The organism is Eubacterium sp. 3_1_31, from assembly GCF_964249515.1.
Lineage (GTDB): Bacteria > Bacillota_I > Bacilli_A > Erysipelotrichales > Erysipelotrichaceae > Longicatena > Longicatena caecimuris.
In genome coordinates this window covers 16,526-36,523 of record NZ_CAXUBY010000011.1, presented here as the reverse complement: position 1 = coordinate 36,523, position 19,998 = coordinate 16,526, and the positions used below count along the sequence as shown (strand labels likewise).

The window sequence follows — 19,998 nt, the reverse complement described above, 5'->3', positions numbered from 1 at the left end:
TTTGCCATTTAACATGCATTGACATGTATTAATACTGGAAGGCTGAAAGATGCTGAGCTATTGCTGCAGACACTTCCTTTGTCACAACTGTATCAGGATTTACAAAAACTGCAAAAGGTAACTAGTGATGTTATTCAACCTCATGTGTTGTCACAGTTATCACGATCACTTTCACTTTTACAAACAAAACAGCAACAACTTTGTACACACTTAAAAACGAGTGCAACAGCTTATGAAAATATGGAATCGTCATTGAGCAGCAAAGCAAAGGCGATAAGTGATCATTTGCAATATCAAACATACACGATGGATCATTCTATGCGCTGGCATACGTCTTTTCGCAAAGATAAATCCTTGTTTAGTTATTTGCAAAATGGTGTCTGTGCAGGGATTTATGCTGGACTGGATGTTGTGAAATTTTCTGTGGGATTTCATGAAACGTATGCGCAAGGAAATTTATCAACGAGTGTTGGAAGTGCCAGTGTCAGTGGGGATGCTAAGTTTTCGTTGTATGATAATCAAGGTTTCTCTCCTTCACTAACCGTCAGCTTGGTGGCAAAAGCAGCCTTGGCACAGGCAGTTGCCGATATTCATTTAGGTAATTCTTATGTGTACGCGGATGGTGAAGCAAGTGTGGGAGTTGGTGTTGTTAAGGCGGAAGGGACAGCTGTCTTAAATAAAGAAGAGCTTACTTTAAAGGGTGAAGTTGGTGCAGCAGCAGTACAAGGTGAAGTAAAAGGCAGCATAACGATTTTGGGCGTGAGCATAACAGCAACTGGCACTGGTGAATTAGGTGCTATCGGAGCAGGAGCTGAGTTTTCCAGTAAAAAAGGAGAATTTTCATTTGGAGCAAAAGGCAGTTTGTTAGCTGGTCTGGGTTTCCGTGTAAAAGTAAATTACTGATCGATAAGGCAATAAAGGAGTACATATGAATAAAACGAATCTACAGGAATTACTGCCTTTGGGCAGTATCGTCACTTTAAAAAAGGGGACGAAAAAAATCATGATATGCGGTCGTATCCAAGAGGAAGCCACCACGAAAAAAATTTATGATTATGCGGCATGTTACTATCCGGAAGGTATTTTAAATCCACATGAGCTATTTTTATTTCAACACGAAGATGTAGAATTCGTGTATTTTGTGGGAATGCAGGATAGTGAAGAATTCAGCTTTCGCGATTTCCTGATAGGCAAATTGAAAGAAAAAGGGATGCTGGAAACATAAAAAAAGGGTTCTATATGCCATCATATAGAACCTATTATAGTACACATATCAAAATATTTCACAGCAGTATGCATAAACAGTATTATTTCCATATCTGAGTTGCGAAAGAGCAAATAGTTAAAAAAGAAACAGCTGCTCTAGAATAACGAACTTTGCGGCTACCTTGTAAAATGATTTCAGATAGTGCACAATACTTATCAACAGCTTGCAGAAGCCATCCTTCTTTTGTTTTAGGCATATGAAGGGTCATTGGCCACATATGATGAACAATGGCATCTTCTATCACAGGATTGATTGTGCAGGTTTTCTTAGCATTTTCTAAAGCAATTAAAGGATGAATTGCACAATGTCTGCCTTCCATGGGACGATTGTTCTTAGTTCGCCAGTCATAAAAATATAAATCATGTAGTAAGCCGGCACGTGCGATACTGTAGGTGTCTAAACGAAATTTTCGTGCGAATAAGAAAGAATAATAAGAAACATTCAGAGAATGTTGAAATCGTGAAGTATCCATATGCTGAGAAAAGGCTTTTAATTCCTGTACATCGTCAACCTCAATTAAATCTTGTATACAACTGACAAATTCTTTTGCCAGTAAGTCGTTATCGCTTGTTAGATCTACTCTGGAAAATATTGCTTTCTGCATGCCATTACCACCTTTTTTCTGATATATAATCAATGTATCATATTCTGTGTAAAAAATCATGTGAGAAATTTGTGAATTCATCCTATAGGCAAAATAATGAAAATAAGGTATGATGAATAGCAGAGAAAATGGAAAAGAGGAAGCATGATGTTAGAATTTGAAAAGAAAATTGTCCATGTTTTGGATTGTGAACACAATACGTGTATCCTATCAGAAGGATGTATGAAAAAAGAAGACGATGTGATAGCAAAGATGTTGAGTAGCAAGGCAGAAAAAGTATTCCATAGTGCCTCTCGTAAAAGGGGCGTTTTTCGCGAAACGAGTTATGTGAAAGAGCTGCTTGTGAAATTAAAAGATCATAGTATCACATTTGAAACCTTTTCGCAGAAATTGGCACAGTATGTATTTGATAAAAAGATGGAGCATGCCCAATACTATGTTAGCGATTTTATTGTGGCTTTATTATTAAAGGATGAACGTCGTTATGTATTGGTGCTCGATAATGCCTGTACGCAAGGTATTACTCATACGGTTCAAAATGAGGAAGATTCCATAATTACAGAAATAATACCTTACAAAGCATTGATCAGTTCTACGTTAACAGCAAAAGATCGCGCATTTCTTATAGAACTATCCGATGAAAGTCTGTGTTGTGTGGAAAATAAGGTAGAGATTGAAGGTGAAAAGGTAAATTTTTATGCGGAGGTCATTTTACAAAGTACGACAATGCCTTCGTATAAAGAAAGTGTGAAAAGCATCACCAAGTTAACAGAAGAAATGAGTGATAAGTATGAAATGGATGAAGTTGATATTGTTCCGAAAATGAAGAGCATGTTGGTAGATAACATCGAAAATAGTAAGCCGATTCAAATTGATGAAATAGCAGAAGAATTATTTGCAGAAAAACCACTTGCTAAAGCAGAGTTTAAAGAAGCGTTGAAGAAACAGGGGGTGCCGACTGCCATTGAGGTGGAATATGTAAAGCCGACTCGCTCAGATAAAGTACAGAAGATTAAAACAGATAAAGGAATTGAAATTATCATACCTGTGGACTATATGAATACGAAGGAATTTGTCGAATTCAAAAATCAGCCCGATGGAACCATATCCATCCAGTTAAAGAATATCACTCATATAACCAGCAAGTGATTTCTTATATTTCCAATAATTTACATTGATTTTCAGAAACTGATGGTAAATCAGTTTCTTTTTTTGGTGAAATGTGTCATAATAAAAAAACAAAGAGCGTCAAAACTGACTTTCTTTGTATGAATGCATATACTATTGTAGAGAAGGAGGTACTTGTATGTTTCATCAGCTTATAGAATATAGTATGGAAAGGGTTGGATTGCGATGTACAGATGACCTGCTTCAGAAACGATGTTGTTGCGAAAGAGATGCATAAGAAAAACATATCGTAAAACAATAGGAGGAAAATAACGTTTATGAAAGAAACGCTGAAATTAATTGGCAATACGCCATTATATCGTATAGAAAATACCAATATTTATGTAAAATTAGAGAAGTTTAACGCTGCTGGAAGTATTAAAGATCGTGCTGTCTTAGGAATGTTGAAAAAGGCTATGGAAAAAGGCACGATAAAAAAAGACAGTGTTTTGATTGAAGCTACCAGTGGCAATACCGGGATTGCTTTAGCCATGTTAGGAGCAATTTATCATTTGCCAGTCATTATCATTATGCCAGAAACTATGAGTATGGAACGACGTAAACTCATTCAGGCATATGGAGCGGAATTGATTTTAACCGAAGGTGCAAAAGGAATGCAGGGATCATTAGATGCATTGGCAAGCTTACAGAAAGAACATCCTAACTACATCACTTTATCACAGTTTGATAATCCGGATAATCCCCAGTTTCATTATGAAACTACGGGCAAGGAAATCCTGGAGCAATTACCGGATGTGGATATTTTTGTGGCCGGCATTGGAACCGGCGGCACGTTTACAGGAGTTGCTCGTCGTTTAAAGGAAGCTAATCCAAATATTCGCTGTGTAGCCGGAGAACCCAAAGACAGTGCTATCATCAGTGGGCATCAGCCAGGACCTCATAAAATTCAAGGAATTGGCGCAAATTTTATCCCTGCTAATTTCGATAAAGAATTAGCAGATGATGTGATGTTGATCAGCAATGAAGAAGCAATTGAAGAAACCAAAAACTTTGCGCGTACCACTGGTATACTCGTTGGTATCAGCAGTGGTGGCAATATTGCTTTAGCAAAACGATTAGCTGCCTATTATCCAAATAAAAAGATTGTTACGATCGCACCGGATGGCGGAGAGAAATATCTTTCCGTATTGGATTTTGACTAATGTTTCGCGTATTAAAGGATATCAATCATAACTTAAATCGCTCATTGGAGAATGATCCGGCTGCTCATTCTAAATTAGAGGTGCTGTTGTTATACCCGCATATCAAAGCCTTGGCATTTCATCGGGTATCGCATTTTCTATATCGGCATCATCTGTTTTTCCTTGCTCGCTTTAATTCCAACATTGCCCGTTTTTGGACCGGTATTGAGATTCATCCGGGGGCAACAATTGGTCGTGGTTTACTGATCGATCATGGAATTGGTGTAGTCATTGGAGAAACTGCCATAATTGGTGATGATTGCCATATTTATCATGGTGTCACCTTAGGTGGTACGGGGAAAGAGCATGCTAAGCGACATCCTACATTGGGGAATCATGTTATGATTGGAGCAGGGGCAAAATGTTTAGGAAACATTACGATTGGTGATCATGCGAAAGTCGGTGCAAACGCCGTGGTCATTACGGATGTTCCAGCGGAAACAACTTTTATCGGGTTAGCCGCAAAAGATAAACGACAAAAGCACAGGTGTACGCCGGAAGGCTTTATCGAATAAATATAAGTGTTATCGTAAAAGCATCTTAGAAAAGGAATCCCTCATTTGCCTTAAGCAAATAAAGAGATTTCTTTTTTTATTATGAACTGATAAACCCTTGTTTCTGGTAATTGTATTTTGTTTCTGCATTTTGCTTTAATATTTTGCTTCAGTATCGTGTTTTCATTGCATGATGATTTAAAAGATGGTTTTCTATTGCGGTAAGACTGCTTGACATAGTATCTATGTTCTGTTAAACTATATCTGTAATGGATATATCCATTTGCGATATAATAGGAGTTGATATGTGTGTCAAAACAGGCAACGCAGGAAAATGAACAGCTGACAGATGCAATGTTTTATATATTATTGGCTTTGTTAGAGGAGCGTTATGGTTATGTCATCATGAAATATATTGAAGAATTAAGTGATGGCATGATGCAGATGGGGCCGGGAACATTATATACGCTGTTGAAAAAACTGACGAAATTGCAATGGATCCAGCAGCTTACAAGTGATAGCCGCACCAAGACTTACCTCATTACACAAGAAGGAAAACGTATTTTATGCCAAGAAGTGAAACGGCGTGAGCGTATGGTGGAAGATGCTAATAAGGCTTTAAAGAAGGGGATTGTATGAAGGAAAAAAGAAAAACGAAACAAATATTATGCGGAGGTTTAGCCTTTTGTGGAGAAGAAGAGATGGAAATGCTGCATGCATATGCCCTGGATGGCTGGATTTTTAGAAAGTTCAGTGGTTTATCTTATGTTTTATATAAAGAAGAACCACAAGATCTTATTTTCAGCTATGATCTAAATAAGGTAAAGAAAGAAGACGCGCAAGAATATCTAGATCTTTTTGCGGCAGCAGGATGGGAACAAATTACCTGTAACTCCTCTAGTACATGGTTTTTTATGGCAAAGCAAGGAACGCCTCCCTTACACAGTGATCATGCGACATTGAGTGAAGAATATACCGGTACCGGTAAAACTGCAAAATATCTATTGTTGGTATTAGCGTTTGTTAGCTTGTTTAGCTTTTTCTTGATTAAACAGGCTGCCATATTTATGTATCTATTTGCTTTTGGCTGTGGATGTATAGGAGGTTTATTCATGCTTTTGATCGGTACGCAGTTTCGCAAACATAAGCGAAAGTTATGCATTACGATGTGGAGCTTTCAACGCAGTATGTGTTATTGTTTAGGCAGTCTGTTCATTATGCTTAGTATGCCGTTCCTATCAGATATCGTTCCCTCTTTGCATATCCTATGGCGCTTTCTTCGCCTTGGAGCATGGATGCTTTTCATCGCCACCTTGTTTTCTATGTATTGGCGATATCCGTTGTATCGCGATCACAAGGAACAATATTTGTTTAAGAAATAAGAAAAAGGAAAATGAAAAAAGGAGAAAATTATGATCGAAGTAAAACATTTAACAAAAACGTATGGGAAGTTTAAGGCTGTCGATGATATTAGTTTATTGGCAAAAGATGGTGAGATAACGGTACTGTTAGGTCCTAATGGAGCTGGGAAATCTACCACGATCAAAAGTATTGCAAATTTATTACGTTATCAAGGTGAAATTAAGATTGGCGGATATGCCAATGATATGCTAGAGGCAAAACGCATTTTCGGTTATATTCCGGAAACGCCGGTACTTTATGATCTATTAACGATAGATGAACATGTAGAGTTTATTGGAAAGGCTTATCGTTGTGAGCATTATCAAGAAAGAGCAGAACACTACATCACGATGTTTGATTTATCATCAAAACGTAAAAAGTTGGTAAAGGAACTAAGTAAGGGCATGCGTCAAAAGGTAAGTATGCTGCTGGCTTTATTGATTGCGCCCAAGGCGTTATTAGTGGATGAGCCAATGGTTGGTTTAGATCCTGCCAGTATAGAGGAAACTTTGCAGTTATTCCAACAACTTAAAGAAGAAGGGGTTGCTATCTTAATATCTACGCATATCATAGATGTCATCGATGCCATATGGGATGAAGCCTATATCATGAATAAGGGGCATATTGTCGCCCATGTACGTAAGGAAGGGTTACAGGAGCAAACCTTAAAAGAATTGTTTTTTACTTCTACGCAGCATGAAGTGGGGGAGGCGTCATGAAAGTATTAGGAAAGTTGTATTTATTAAAATTAAAAGGTACGATACGAAATATTTTTTCAAAACCTTCCAGCGCAATCTTTACGATTATAATGATTTTGCTTTATGGTGCCTTGATTGTAATGGCATTATCACATCCGGAAATTGCGATGTCTGTGGGAAATCTCCAGGATGTTTCTATGGTAATTTTGGTAAATATCGGATTTAGTGCCTTGATGGTAACAACGATGATGATGCAGAAAAAAATGGCTCTATTCACGGAAGATGATGCTTTTTACTTATTTACTGCACCATTTAAACGCAGTGCCGTCATGCAGTATTTGATGGTTAGTGTAGTAGTTTCAGCATTATTATTTGGCGCGATTAATCTTTTTATGATCGTGATGTTGGGAAGTCACATTGCATTTGATGGCGGCTTTCTGCTTTTGGTCTTTTTGACGCAATCACTTTTATATTTCTTTTTTCTGACCACCCAATATTACTTGTATTTAAGAGGATTAGAAAATGCAAAAATGAAAAAGCTGATACGTATCATTCCGCTAGCATGTCTATTCTTAGTTGCCATAATATTCCTTGTTGTTTTAGTAGCAAATGATTTTGATGTTACAAAAAGTGGTATGGAATTTGTCGCGGGTACACCATTTCATTTGGTACCTGTATTTGGCTGGGTAAAACTGATTTTAGTTTCCTATGTTGCCCATGATTTTTACAAGATGCTGATTGGCAGCGTATTGTTGATAGGTGCATGTATCGTGATTTTCTTATGCATGTCTTGTTATCGCAAGGATTTTGTCGAAGATGTTATGGCGGATGCTCAGGCTTTCAGCAAGCGTTATAAAGCCATAAAAGAAGGCAAGACGGATTCTTTTGCGGATCGTAAGGTTAAAGACGTCCAATTTGCTTTTCAAGAAGGGGCGAAAGCTATTTTTTCAAAAAATATGTTGTTAATGCGGAAAACGAATGATTTTATTCGTATGCAGGATGTCATGTTTGTGGGTATTTATTTAGTTATAACGCTCATCATGGGCCTAGGCTTTAGCTTTTATTGCTATATGTTGATCTTTTGGATGTTTTCCATGATTCAAAATAGTGATTTTATGCGGGATATGAAAAATTATCAGATATATCTGATTCCGGATGCCCCATTAAAGAAACTATGGTATGTCATGCTTCCTACTATCATTAAGACCTTCCTTGTCTTGTTAATCGCTATCGTAAGTGCTTATATCCTTTTGCAGCCGGATTTCAAAGAGGCATTGCAATATTTTGTTATGTTGAGTGGTTATGCTTTCTTATTTCTTGCCACGACCGTTTTATCTTTACGTATTTTAAAAAGTCGTAACAATGTAATGATGGAAAATATGTTGCGCATGCTTTTAATGATCTTAGCAGCGATTCCATCTACCGGGGTACTGATTTATATGATATCACAAAATACATTGACAATAGCAATGATGAATAGCATAACGATCTACAATCTGCTCATTAATTTTGTGCTTTCCGGTATTATCCTATATGGTTGTCGTAATATGATGAATGGAAATGAACTCAGTAGTGATTAAGCATACAGGTATTGATTCCAGATGTAGATGAAGATGTAAAAAGATTGAAAATTCCGCTGGTCCAGGGAGTTTTTCTTTTGCTTTTGGCGGTTTTATGATATAGTATGGTACAGTGAAGTAAAAGAGGTAGGCTATTATGTGGAAATATGAATGTAAACGACATTTACTGTATATGACAACAGGCGTTATCATCGGCGCGCTCGTATTTGGGGCATTAGGTTGGCAAAGAGAAGGTTTACTTGCCACTTTAGAAATGGTGACAAGCGATAAAGCAATCTTACAGGATCCAATGACTCCTTACCTTATGGGAGCATTGGCAATTGGTGGATTGGTGAATGGTTTAATGTTAATGTTTCAGCTGATGCAGCGCTTTAATATTAATTATTTTATCTTTATGATGATTTTCTTTTTGGCAAGTGAGCTAATTATTTTAGCAGGCATGGTATTACTGTTACCGGCATTTGTCGTATGTATCTATGGCTGGCTAACCGTGCCGAATCGTGGTAAAAAGCGCATGCTAGATAAAAATACCGTAACCAGTGTACAAGAGGTAGAGCGTGTATATCGCCTGCATCATCATTATGATGAAACCTGCGAGATTTATGGTAAAAATGCATGGAATATTATGCTTCGTGTGAATATCTTATATTTCAGTGGAATCTTAGCTTTATTTCTTGTATTGATGTATGTAGAAGATTTATTTATTGTTATGGCGGCTGGTCTGTTGTACATGATGCTGTTTTTTCAGCTTACGAAGTATAAAAATAAGGCTTTACAGCCGATTATCGCACTATTGTATGATAAATGTGATCCTCAGGCATGTGCCAGTGCCATCTTTGCGTTAGCAAAAAAAGCACATAAGAAAAAGAATTTCCCATTGACACAGCAATTGGCACAGTGCATGATCTATCTCAATGACCCTCATCTGGCCATTGATGTTTTGGTTACCAGCAATCCATCTCGTAATGGGTTTGTATATCCTTATCATACGTTGATGGCATATGCTTATTATCAACTTGGTGATGAAAGTATGGTAAAACATCACTTGCAGGAATGTGAGAAAAGTAAAAAAGGCAATATGGCAGGTCCTATGAACATGTTTGCCCAGCAGGCATTGGCAAGCATTCAAAATAAATTGGATCTGATGAAACAGGATTTCCGTAAGGCGAGAACTTATTATATGCAAGGATTGCAAGCGCAAGCGATGCCATTTCAATTGGTAGATTCTCACTATTATTTAGGCTTGATTTCTTTTGTTGAACAGGATATGCGGGAAGCCCAAATTCATTTCCAATATGTGCAGCAACATGGCAACCGCATGTATTTTAAGGAAAAAGCGGATTCTTTTATGGAAACGATTCTCGCTTTAGAAAAAGCGAATGAAGAAGCTTATAGTGAACAGGAAACTTTGTAAAAAGTTCCTGTTTTTTTCATCTACATACGATCTTATCTTTACATAGTTTACGAGAAAACGAAAAAATGTTTCGATGATGTAAGCATTCGTTTTCTAATAATGATGTGAAAACTATGTGAAGTCATGCAAAATGGTTGACTGTCTGAAAGATATCACTATAATAGTTAAGGTAGTTAACTATTAAGCTACTTAACTATTTTAGGAGGGATACGATGGATGAAATGGATATTGTCCGGAAAATAACACATCTTGTGTATACACATCGCCGTGATGCTGCCTTTACGGGGCAAAAACAGCCAAATGTGAAACATCGAGATATCATGATGCTGGATGCCATTATTAAAATGGGCGATTTGGTTAAAATGAGTGATATCAGTGCATATTTTCAGATAACTCCGGCGGCTGTTTCACAATGCATCAAAAACTTTGAAAAGAAGGGCTGGGTGGAACGTACCGTTCTTGAATCAGATCGTCGAAGTGTGTATGTTCGTGTCAGTGATGAAGCAAAGCAGATGGTGCAGGAAATGGAAGAGCATATGAAACAGCAACTCATTGCATTCATCGCTGAACTTGGTGAAGATGATGCAGAAGCATTTGTACGTATTTTGGAAAAAGGTTTTACGTTTTTCAAATGTGAACGCAAGAAAGAAGAAGGAAAGGAGACAGGGAAATGCTGAAATTAAGACGCTATACGAAACCGTTTCTGATGTCGATCCTCATAATCGTCGCATTGTTATTTGGACAGGCGATGTGTGAACTGGCAATGCCGGATTATATGTCTGATATTGTAAATATCGGAATTAATGCCGGTGGTATAGAAGACGGTGTTCCAGAAGCGATACGCGAAAGTGAATATCAAAAGTTAAAGGTGTTTATGGAAGAAAAAGAGCAAAAGCTCTTTGAAAAACACTATACCCTCATGACACCGGCATCCGCAAAGCAGGAAGCAAAGGATGATTACCCTGCATTAAAAAAGGAAAACGTTTATCTGTTGCAAGACATTGATGCTGATACCAGAACAGCAATCAAGCATGCATTATCTGGCTCAGAAACAATCGTGATGGGCATTGAACAAGCGGTAGATAAGATAAAAGATAAAGATGCAATGGATAGCAAAGAAGTTAGTAAAGAACAAAAGGAAATGATGGAGATGATCCAGAAACTTCCAAAAGGTGTGGATGTCTTCATGGCCATGCAGATGATGCCGCATGAAAAACTGCAGGAAATGAAGAAAGATATGAATAAAGTAATGAAGGCAATGGGGGAAAGCACAGCAGATACTGCTAATGCGCAATATGTTCGAAATGAATATAAAGCCATGGGTATGGATGTGGATGCGATACAATATCAATATTTGTTTGTGAAAGGCGGATTGATGTTGTTTGTAGCATTAGGCTCTGCGGTAGCAGCGGTTGCGGTTGGCTTTTTAGCAGCGCGTGTGGCAGCAGGCTTCTCCCGTGATTTGCGTAAGGATGTTTTCCATAAGGTAGAGCATTTCTCCAGTGCAGAATTTAATAAATTTTCAACCAATACCTTAATTACGCGTACGACAAATGATATCCAGCAAATTCAGATGGTACTGGTTATGATCTTGCGTATTGTTATTTATGCGCCGATCATTGGTATTGGTGCGATTATTAAAGTAATTCAGTCCAATGCCAATATGACGTGGATCATTGCTTTGGTTATTGTGGTTATTTTAAGTATCATGATGGTGGCTTTTACGACTGTTATGCCTAAATTCAAGATTTTGCAGAAATTAATGGATGGCTTAAATTCAGTCGTTCGTGAAATGCTAGATGGTATGCCAGTCATTCGTGCTTTTAATAATCAGAAAAAGGAAGAAGAAAAATTTGAAGAAGCTAACAGTAAGATTATGAAGACAAACATGTTTACAGCACGTGCAATGTCTACCTTGATGCCATTGATCATGCTGGTTATGAACAGTGCAACCATTCTGATTGTTTGGGTTGGTGGTCATCAGATTGATTCTGGCAGCTTGCAAGTTGGTGATATGATGGCGTTCATGCAATATTCCATGCAGATTATTATGGCCTTCATGATGATTACAATGATTTCTATCATGATTCCACGTGCCAGTGTAGCGGCTGGACGTGTTTCGGAAATTTTGCATACGAAACCAAGTATCGAAGATCCACAAGCACCAAAACACTTGGCAGATGATCAGCGTGGTCGCATTGAATTCCGTAATGTATCCTTCCGTTATCCAGGTGCAGAAGAGGATGTCTTAAAAAATATCACCTTTACTGCGGAACCAGGACAGACGACGGCCTTTATTGGAAGTACAGGTTCAGGGAAATCAACGATTATTAATTTGGTGCCTCGTTTCTATGATGTGACGCAGGGTGCGATCTATGTAGATGGGGTGAATGTCAAAGATGTGACGCAGCATGAATTGCGTGATCATATTGGCTATGTGCCGCAAAAGGGTACGTTATTTACGGGTACGATCGAAAGCAATTTACGTTATGCTAAAGAAGATGCTACTGAGGAAGAATTAGCGAAGGCCGCTGAAATTGCGCAGGCTTTAGAATTTATCGAAGAAAAACCGGAACGTTATGAAACAGCGATTACACAAGGTGGAACTAACGTATCTGGAGGACAGCGTCAACGTTTATCGATTGCCAGAGCTTTAGTGAAAAAACCGGAAATTTATATTTTCGATGATACCTTCTCAGCTCTAGATTTTAAAACAGATGCTAAACTGCGCAAGGCGTTAAATATTTTATGTCAAGAAACAAAAAGCACGGTATTATTGGTAGCACAGCGTATTTCCAGTATCATGCATGCCGAACGTATCGTCGTGTTGGATAAGGGTGAAGTTGTGGGTATCGGTAATCATGAAGAATTGATGAAATCCTGTGAGGTATATCAGGAAATCGCCTATAGTCAATTGTCAAAGGAGGAATTGGGAAATGAGTAAAACAAACCGTCCTTCTGCACCAATGCGTAAAGGGCCGATGGGAGGACATCGCGGTCCTGGACGCCCGGTTGAAAAGGCTAAAAACTTTAAAGGTACGATGAAGCAGTTAATTAGCTACATGAAACCTTATTATGTAAAAATTATTATTTCTTTCATATTCGCCATCTTTTCAACGATTTTTATGGTTGTAGGTCCTAAAATCAGCGGAAAGGCTATAACCGAATTAAGCACTGGCTTTATTGCGAAAGTACGAGGAAGTGGCGCAATTAATTTTGATCGCATTTCGGAAATATTACTATTTTTAATTGGTTTATATCTGATTTCAACCTTCTGTAATTTCGTGCAAGGCTGGATGATGGCAGGCGTGTCACAGAAAGTATCTTATAATCTGCGAACATCTATGTCAGAAAAAATCAATAAACTGCCATTCGCATATTTTGATAAACAATCACATGGTGAAGTATTGTCAAGATTCTCTAATGATGTTGATACGATTCAGCAGACACTAAGTCAATCTTTATCACAACTATTATCTTCAATTGTACAGCTATTTGGTTTTTTAATCATGATGCTGACCATCAGTTGGCAAATGACATTGATGGCTCTTATTGTTATTCCATTATCTTTGATTTTGGTAACAACGGTTGTAAAGCATTCACAAAAATACTTTGCCCGTCAACAAGCATCTTTAGGTAATGTCAATGGTCATATTGAAGAGATGTATAGCGGACATATGGTGATGAAAGCCTTTAATGGGGAAGAAAAAAGTATTGCCCAGTTTGAGACTTTTAATGATGAACTTTATAATTCTGCATGGAAATCACAATTTCTAAGCGGATTGATGCAGCCAATCAGTATGTTTGTAGGTAATCTGGGCTATGTCGGTGTATGTATTTTAGGTGGTTATTTGGCCATGAATGGTATTATTGAAATTGGTGATATTACTGCCTTTATTCAATATGTTCGTAGCTTTAATCAGCCAATTGCCCAACTGGCGCAGACAATGAATGTCATGCAGTCAACGGCTGCCGCAGCAGAGCGTGTATTTGAGTTTTTGGCCGAAGAGGAAGAAGTAGCGGAGACCAAGACACCGCAACCGATTGCGGCACCTGATGGAAAATCGTTAATTGACGGTATGGTGACGTTTGAAAATGTTCATTTTGGATATACACCAGATAAAATTATCATCAATGATTTCTCGATGTATATCAATGCCGGAAAACGTGTTGCCATCGTTGGACCTACTGGTGCCGGTAAAACAACGATCGTAAAACTGTTGATGCGTTTCTATGAATTAAACAGTGGTACGATTTATGTGGATGGCTGTGATATACGTCAGTTTAGCCGCAGTGATTTACGTTCTTTATTTGGCATGGTGTTACAAGATGCATGGTTGTTTAATGGAACGATTATGGAAAATCTGCGTTATGGCAGATTAGATGCAACAGATGAAGAAGTCATGGCTGCAGCCGATGCTGCATATGTTGATCACTTTATTCGTACTTTAGATCATGGATATGATACGATGATTGATGAAGAAAGCAGCAACATCTCACAAGGACAGAAGCAGTTGTTAACCATCGCACGTGCGTTCTTAGCAGATCCAAAGATTTTAATTTTGGATGAAGCTACTTCCAGTGTAGATACCAGAACGGAAGTTCTGATTCAAAAGGGCATGGAAAAATTAATGGAAAATCGTACATGCTTTGTCATTGCGCATCGATTAAGCACGATTCGTGATGCCGATTTGATTCTGGTTATGAAGGATGGCGATATTGTGGAAGTCGGAGATCATCAAGAATTAATGGCCAAGAATGGCTTCTATACACAGCTGTATAATTCACAATTTGAAGAATCTTAACTATCAAGATAGAATGAAAACCAGCAGAATAAGATCGTTTGCTGGTTTTCTTATTTGGGAAACCCTGATGATATAAAAACTTGAGAGATGAAGGACTATGCGTTATAATAAACCATAGCAAGGGGATGATGAGATGAGGATACAAAGTCTTAAACATTGGATAAAGGGAAGTTTAATAGTAATTCTCTTTTTTATTGTATGTATGCAAAGAATTGATGCACAAGAATATAAAATGGCAAAACAGCTGCCGTTTTCTGTCAGCAGCACATCAAATGTGACATCCATTACTTTAACTTGGCAATGGGTGCCAGAAGCAGATGTTTATAAAATTTATCGCAGTGAAGGTGATGCAGAACATTTTACCTATATAGGCAGTGTTGGGAACTTAGAATATACTGATAGGGTGGTGAATAAGGGGAATACAACGTATTATTATCGTATCGAGGCATATACAGGAACACGGCTCATCGCTACAAGCACATTAACTAATCATCGTCTGCAATCGATGACAGCTCCCATGCTGAGTGCCTATGTCATAGATTATTCTGGCATAGATCCATATGTACAATTAAACTGGGATCCGGTAGAAGGCAGTACTTCTTATGAAGTATATCGATATACGGCTAAGACGAAAGCTTATGTAAAAATAGCAACCATAGCTCATTCAGATAAAGTGTTCAGCTTTAACTATATGGATTCAGATCTTGCCTTAAATCAGTCCTATACGTACAAGATCAAAGCCCTACGAACAAACGAAGCACTTTATAGCAATACAATAACGGAAACGCTGGAGCCGTTAGCAACTCCAAATGTGAAAATGGAAGCAAATACTTCCTATCTTCATTTGTCATGGGATAGTATACAAAAAGCCAAATATTATGAAATTTATCGCTCAACTTCACCGACGATGGGATTTACAAGAATCGCGGTAATTGAAAATTATTATACTTTTTATACAAATCGCGTCAATAACGCTTGTAAACCAAATCAAACATATTATTATAAAGTCAGAGCTAGACGAACCATTAACAATAAGGCAAATTATGGAGCATTCAGTAAGGTTGTCAGTGGCAATATGCACTTGGCAAAGCCATCCATGAAAGCAAGTGGTGGTCCACAAATTACGTTATCATGGAAGGAAGTGCCGGATGCCAGTATATATACTATTTATCGTTCTACGCAAAGTACAACAGGTTTTAAAGCCATTGCTTGTGTTTCTGACAATCGCTATGTACAAAAAGGTGATAAAATCAAACCAAATCAACGATATTATTATCGTATCATCGCCAAGAATGAAGCAAGTGGTGTGAAAAGTTCAATTTCTAATACGGTTTCCGCTTTTATCAGTATAGGAAATCCCGCTTCAACGTCTGCTAAGGCAAGCGCCGTTAATGCGAATCAAATAAAGATAACATGGAAAAAAGCGACACGAGCTACAAATTATGAAATTTATCGATCCACCAGTAAGACAAAAGGCTTTGTGAAAATTGCCACAACGGCAAATACAACTACGTATACGGATGCCTCATCATCACTTATCCCTAAAAAAACCTATTACTATAAGATAAAACCGATTCGCAAATATTATCAATGGAAGTTTGTTGGAAGTAATAGTAATGTAACCATGGCTATGACACAAATACCAACAACAAAAATCACTTCCATTTCATCACCGGGAAAAGGGAAGGTGATCATCAACTGGAAAAAGATCAATAATGCCCGATATAAGCTTTATCGCAGCACTAGCTATCATGGCAAATATAGTCTAATAAAAACAATTACAAACTGTGCGACTACATCTTATAAGAATACCGGTTTACAGGCGGGTAAGAAATATTATTTTAAGATAAAAACCTATGTTACTGCTGGAAATAAAAAGCATTATGATGGCAAGTACACAGGTACGCTAAGTATTACAACCTGCAAATCCCATACGAAATATGATGTTGTGGATACGGCCATAGCACAGAAAAAAAAGCCATATAAATGGGGTGGCAGTGGCCCTAAAAACTTTGATTGTTCTGGGTTGATTTATTATGCTTATCGTCAAAATGGCTATAAGGTACCTAGAGCGTTGGCTTATGCCGGACATAGTATTGGCAAAAAGACAGCAACTATTAAAATGGGGGATATTGTTCATTATAAAAACCATTTTGCTTTGGTAATCAGTAAAAAGAAAATTTCCAATGGTTATGAAGTGCGTGTGATTGAAGCGATGAATACGAAAGATGGAATCCGTGAAAATGTTTATTATATGGGAGAAAATGGACCTTTATTTAATAAAAATTTCATAGGCTTTCGAAGAATCTGATGGTTACACATAAAAAAGCAGGTGCTATGCGTGATAGAAGCCCTTTGTCAGGAGGAACGCATAAGACCTGCTTTTGCTATTTTATTTAACGTTTTTGCAATGCCGCTTTTGCCTGTGTAAGGGTTGTTAAGGCAGCCTTGGCTACATCTGGTTCGCTTTGGTTTTGCAAGACCTCGTATGCTTGGATAAAGGCGGATTCATAGGCTTTCCAACTATCCGGTGTGTATATATCCATTTGCAATTCACTGCTTGCCATTAATAATTTCTGAATTTCTTCTAATGTTTGAAAATATGCGTGCTCTTTTTCGATTTCTTCTAAAAGATCAATTAACCGCCATGTTTCATTATGTTTTGTACGCATGGCTTTGCGCGGCATACTAACTCCTTGCGCTTTCATGCGGGCATTCAGTTCTTGAATTTTTTCATCACTAAACCCATCAAGAAACATCAAATCAATGTGCATATGCATAGTTTGCGTTACTTCTTGTTGGGCTTTATCCTGTATGCCTAGCAGATAACCAATTGGTTGCTGCAAGTCTGTATCTGTTAAGATACGATACGCAATCTGCATATCCGAAAGAATAGTTTCAAGAATCGGCTTTTTCTCTTGATAATCACCGAAATATAGCAGAATTTTTTTCATAAACACTCCTTATATCTTTTTAAATAATTTGCAAGCGATGGTATCCATCTTGCTATAGATTACTACAGATATTAGTAGGATGGCAATACATATGCCTATGGAGATTGGCATGATAAGATCATTTGGAAGCAGGAATAAGGCTGCAATCAATAAGCCAGCTATTAGCATTCCCCCAAACATGGCAATCATACCGGACATATTCTGTTTAACTGCAGCAGCCTCTTGTTCCCATACTAGCTTAGGATGTGCCATATCAAGCAGAATGCAAAGCTCGTTACCCAAGAAAATAGCTATAATTGCACTGATAAAAGCGATGATATAATAAAGGATAGGAAGCATTGGAAAGAGGATATAAGCAATAATGAATAAAAGGAGAATAGTGAGAACGCTGACAATGATTCCGGCATTCATCTTAGCTATTATTTGTTTTCCTAAAGGCATAGGAATGTACTTCATGAACATGACATTACTGCCTTCTCGTGATATGGCTGTTGCACTGATCATATTAATACAACCAATCAACATGCCCATAGCTAATCCAGGTAAGATGGCATAATAAGCATATCCACTAAAATCTATTTGATTAAGGGCTGCTAAATTCAAACTTTCACCTTGTGACATGATGGAAATGACAATGACAATCGGGAAAATAAAGCAAGTACCAATACAATTCAAAAAATAAACTGGTGTACGTAAAAGCAATCGCAGTTCTTTTTGCGTATACGTAAATACTTTTGATTTCTGTGTTAATGCTTTTTTCATTTCAACATCATTTAATACTTTACGAGTGCTCTTTGTTTCATCGAATCCAATTGCCCCTTTGAAATAGAAATATTTTCCCATGATAAGGAAAACAGCAAGTGCTGCGATTAAAATCAGCAAGTAAAGGCCTAGCTGCAAGATGTCCTGGCTGATTAAGGCATGGGATGCAAAAGGTACTGCAGGGAACAAATAGGCAAACATGGAAATCAAAGAATTATTACCTTCAATTAATAAATTCACTAGGGCGGAAGGATCTTCTTGCTGCATTCCGCTAGAATTCATAAAATAAGAGAAACTCAATGCGAAAGCAACACTTAAGATACCACCAATCATATTGAAGCGATCGCGATTTTTAAAAAAGGGCACAAAGCGCATTACCAGCATGGAAATAATGCTGGAAAGAACGAGAGGATAAATCGGTAAGGTTAAAGCGATGATGACCACGAATACATAAAATAGTATACTAACTGATTCATTCTGCAAATATCCCGCTATTAAAGGAAGAAAAACGATGAGCGTAAACACATATTCATATAATAAACAAACACTAAATTTACTTGCTAAAATCGTTTGGGGCTTTAAGGGGAGGGATAATAAGATTTCGCTGTCTTTACTGAAGTAAAAAACGCCGGGAATCAAGAAAATAGAGAATAGAAACGTTACTAAATTTGTCATATGAAAACCGGCTGCTAAAATACTGCCGCTTTGTTGCAGGGGAGCCATCGTTTTAAAAGCTTCTTGAAACATATAATACAGCATGAATAGCAAAGGGATGAAACATATAGCTAAAAAACCATATAACAGGTAAACCCGCATTTTCTTTGTTTTCCCATCCGCAACCATACCTGCTGCATTTTTAAATAATGTGCGGGTAAGTGAGAAATACTTACGCATGAGATATAACCTCCAAGAATAAGGATTCTAGAGAATCACAATTTGGATGGTTATGTTGCAATTCCTCTAACGTACCAAAGAAAATGATACTTCCTGCATTAATGATGGCAACTTTATCACATAACTTTTCAGCAACTTCTAAGACATGTGTTGAAAAGAAAACCGTATTGCCTTTTGCCGCATGTTCTTTCATCATCTGCTTTAGTGAGTAGCTAGATTGCGGATCTAAGCCCGTCATAGGTTCATCTAAAATCCATACATTAGGATCGCTAATCAAAACACCCATAATGACAATTTTTTGTCGCATACCATGAGAATACGATAAAATTTTATCATTTAATGCATTTTCCATTTCAAAGGTTTTAGCTAATTGCGCAATCCGTAGTTTTCTGGTTGCTGAATCAATTTCATAAATATCAGCCATAAAGTTTAGATATTCAATTCCTTTTAGCCGCAAGAAGATATCCGCATTATCTGGAACAATACCAAATTCCTTTTTAGCTTCTAAAGGTTGTGTGACAATATTTTTTCCATTAATGAGAATTTCTCCTTCATCGGGATTTAAAACGCCTGTTATCATTTTAATGGTTGTTGTCTTACCAGCGCCATTTGGCCCGATAAAGCCTATGATTTCTCCCGTCGGTATGGTAAGGGAGATGTTATCAACAGCTTTGTGTGTACCTCCGTAAACTTTTGTAACATGTTTAATTTCAATCATGATCTTTTTCCTTTCTATTGCCGTTGGCAATGCGTTTA

18 protein-coding genes are annotated in these 19,998 nt (G+C 37.6%); 14 read left to right on the top strand and 4 right to left on the bottom strand.

The annotated features are described in order from the left end of the window. Positions 1-60 precede the first annotated feature (60 nt). A complete protein-coding gene (locus ACESSZ_RS06370) occupies positions 61-903 on the top strand; it encodes a hypothetical protein (protein ID WP_017144684.1) in 843 nt (280 codons plus the stop codon). Between the two features lie 25 nt (positions 904-928). Beyond that, entirely contained in the window at positions 929-1,225 is a 297-nt protein-coding gene (locus tag ACESSZ_RS06365; protein WP_008687722.1) for a DUF4176 domain-containing protein, read from the top strand. Positions 1,226-1,307: 82 nt separating this feature from the next. Here the strand turns inward: ACESSZ_RS06365 and ACESSZ_RS06360 are convergent, their stop codons facing one another. Continuing rightward, a complete protein-coding gene (locus tag ACESSZ_RS06360; protein ID WP_008687724.1) occupies positions 1,308-1,871 on the bottom strand; it encodes an HD domain-containing protein in 564 nt (187 codons plus the stop codon). 147 nt (positions 1,872-2,018) lie between these two features. Here ACESSZ_RS06360 and ACESSZ_RS06355 point away from each other — a divergent pair, with 147 nt between their 5' ends. The 12 genes from ACESSZ_RS06355 (at position 2,019) to ACESSZ_RS06300 (ending at position 16,943) form a co-directional block, all read left to right on the top strand. Then, positions 2,019-3,020: a nucleoid-associated protein gene (locus ACESSZ_RS06355; RefSeq protein WP_008687727.1), complete on the top strand. Its 1,002-nt coding sequence runs from the start codon at positions 2,019-2,021 to the stop codon at positions 3,018-3,020. Positions 3,021-3,316: 296 nt separating this feature from the next. Next, positions 3,317-4,201 (top strand): cysteine synthase A, encoded by an 885-nt coding sequence (gene cysK, locus ACESSZ_RS06350; protein WP_008687729.1) that lies wholly within the window; start codon positions 3,317-3,319, stop codon positions 4,199-4,201. Then, positions 4,201-4,755, top strand: coding sequence for a serine O-acetyltransferase EpsC (gene epsC / locus ACESSZ_RS06345; protein ID WP_008687730.1), 555 nt, complete (start codon positions 4,201-4,203; stop codon positions 4,753-4,755). Before cysK ends, epsC begins: the two co-directional genes overlap by 1 nt. A gap of 288 nt (positions 4,756-5,043) precedes the next feature. Continuing rightward, positions 5,044-5,373, top strand: coding sequence for a PadR family transcriptional regulator (locus ACESSZ_RS06340; protein WP_008687732.1), 330 nt, complete (start codon positions 5,044-5,046; stop codon positions 5,371-5,373). Next, on the top strand, positions 5,370-6,116 hold the full coding sequence (locus tag ACESSZ_RS06335) for a DUF2812 domain-containing protein (protein WP_008687734.1): 747 nt from the start codon (positions 5,370-5,372) through the stop codon (positions 6,114-6,116). Before ACESSZ_RS06340 ends, ACESSZ_RS06335 begins: the two co-directional genes overlap by 4 nt. Before the next feature lie 30 nt (positions 6,117-6,146). Further along, on the top strand, positions 6,147-6,854 hold the full coding sequence (locus ACESSZ_RS06330; protein WP_008687736.1) for an ABC transporter ATP-binding protein: 708 nt from the start codon (positions 6,147-6,149) through the stop codon (positions 6,852-6,854). Continuing rightward, complete coding sequence (locus tag ACESSZ_RS06325) at positions 6,851-8,413, top strand: putative ABC exporter domain-containing protein (RefSeq protein ID WP_008687738.1); 1,563 nt, start codon at positions 6,851-6,853, stop codon at positions 8,411-8,413. Before ACESSZ_RS06330 ends, ACESSZ_RS06325 begins: the two co-directional genes overlap by 4 nt. A gap of 136 nt (positions 8,414-8,549) precedes the next feature. Further along, entirely contained in the window at positions 8,550-9,827 is a 1,278-nt protein-coding gene (locus ACESSZ_RS06320) for a hypothetical protein (protein ID WP_008687740.1), read from the top strand. Positions 9,828-10,039: 212 nt separating this feature from the next. After that, positions 10,040-10,504: a MarR family winged helix-turn-helix transcriptional regulator gene (locus ACESSZ_RS06315; protein ID WP_008687742.1), complete on the top strand. Its 465-nt coding sequence runs from the start codon at positions 10,040-10,042 to the stop codon at positions 10,502-10,504. After that, positions 10,498-12,771, top strand: a complete 2,274-nt coding sequence (locus ACESSZ_RS06310; protein ID WP_008687744.1) for an ABC transporter ATP-binding protein — start codon at positions 10,498-10,500, stop codon at positions 12,769-12,771. The genes ACESSZ_RS06315 and ACESSZ_RS06310 overlap by 7 nt, the downstream gene beginning before the upstream one ends. Next, the gene (locus ACESSZ_RS06305; RefSeq protein ID WP_008687747.1) at positions 12,764-14,632 is read left to right on the top strand and encodes an ABC transporter ATP-binding protein; all 1,869 of its coding nucleotides are present in this window, start codon (positions 12,764-12,766) and stop codon (positions 14,630-14,632) included. The genes ACESSZ_RS06310 and ACESSZ_RS06305 overlap by 8 nt, the downstream gene beginning before the upstream one ends. 232 nt (positions 14,633-14,864) lie before the next feature. Then, positions 14,865-16,943 (top strand): NlpC/P60 family protein, encoded by a 2,079-nt coding sequence (locus tag ACESSZ_RS06300; protein ID WP_226896973.1) that lies wholly within the window; start codon positions 14,865-14,867, stop codon positions 16,941-16,943. 85 nt (positions 16,944-17,028) lie between these two features. Here the strand turns inward: ACESSZ_RS06300 and ACESSZ_RS06295 are convergent, their stop codons facing one another. From ACESSZ_RS06295 to ACESSZ_RS06285, 3 genes are read right to left on the bottom strand one after another with little or no spacing between them, the layout of a single operon-like run. After that, complete coding sequence (locus tag ACESSZ_RS06295) at positions 17,029-17,586, bottom strand: DUF3783 domain-containing protein (RefSeq protein WP_499842716.1); 558 nt, start codon at positions 17,584-17,586, stop codon at positions 17,029-17,031. 9 nt (positions 17,587-17,595) lie between these two features. Further along, positions 17,596-19,242: a putative ABC transporter permease subunit gene (locus tag ACESSZ_RS06290; protein ID WP_008687753.1), complete on the bottom strand. Its 1,647-nt coding sequence runs from the start codon at positions 19,240-19,242 to the stop codon at positions 17,596-17,598. Continuing rightward, positions 19,235-19,960 carry an ABC transporter ATP-binding protein gene (locus tag ACESSZ_RS06285; protein ID WP_026006731.1) on the bottom strand — a complete coding sequence of 242 codons (726 nt, stop codon included), beginning with the start codon at positions 19,958-19,960 and terminating at the stop codon, positions 19,235-19,237. The genes ACESSZ_RS06290 and ACESSZ_RS06285 overlap by 8 nt, the downstream gene beginning before the upstream one ends. Between the last annotated feature and the right edge of the window lie 38 nt (positions 19,961-19,998).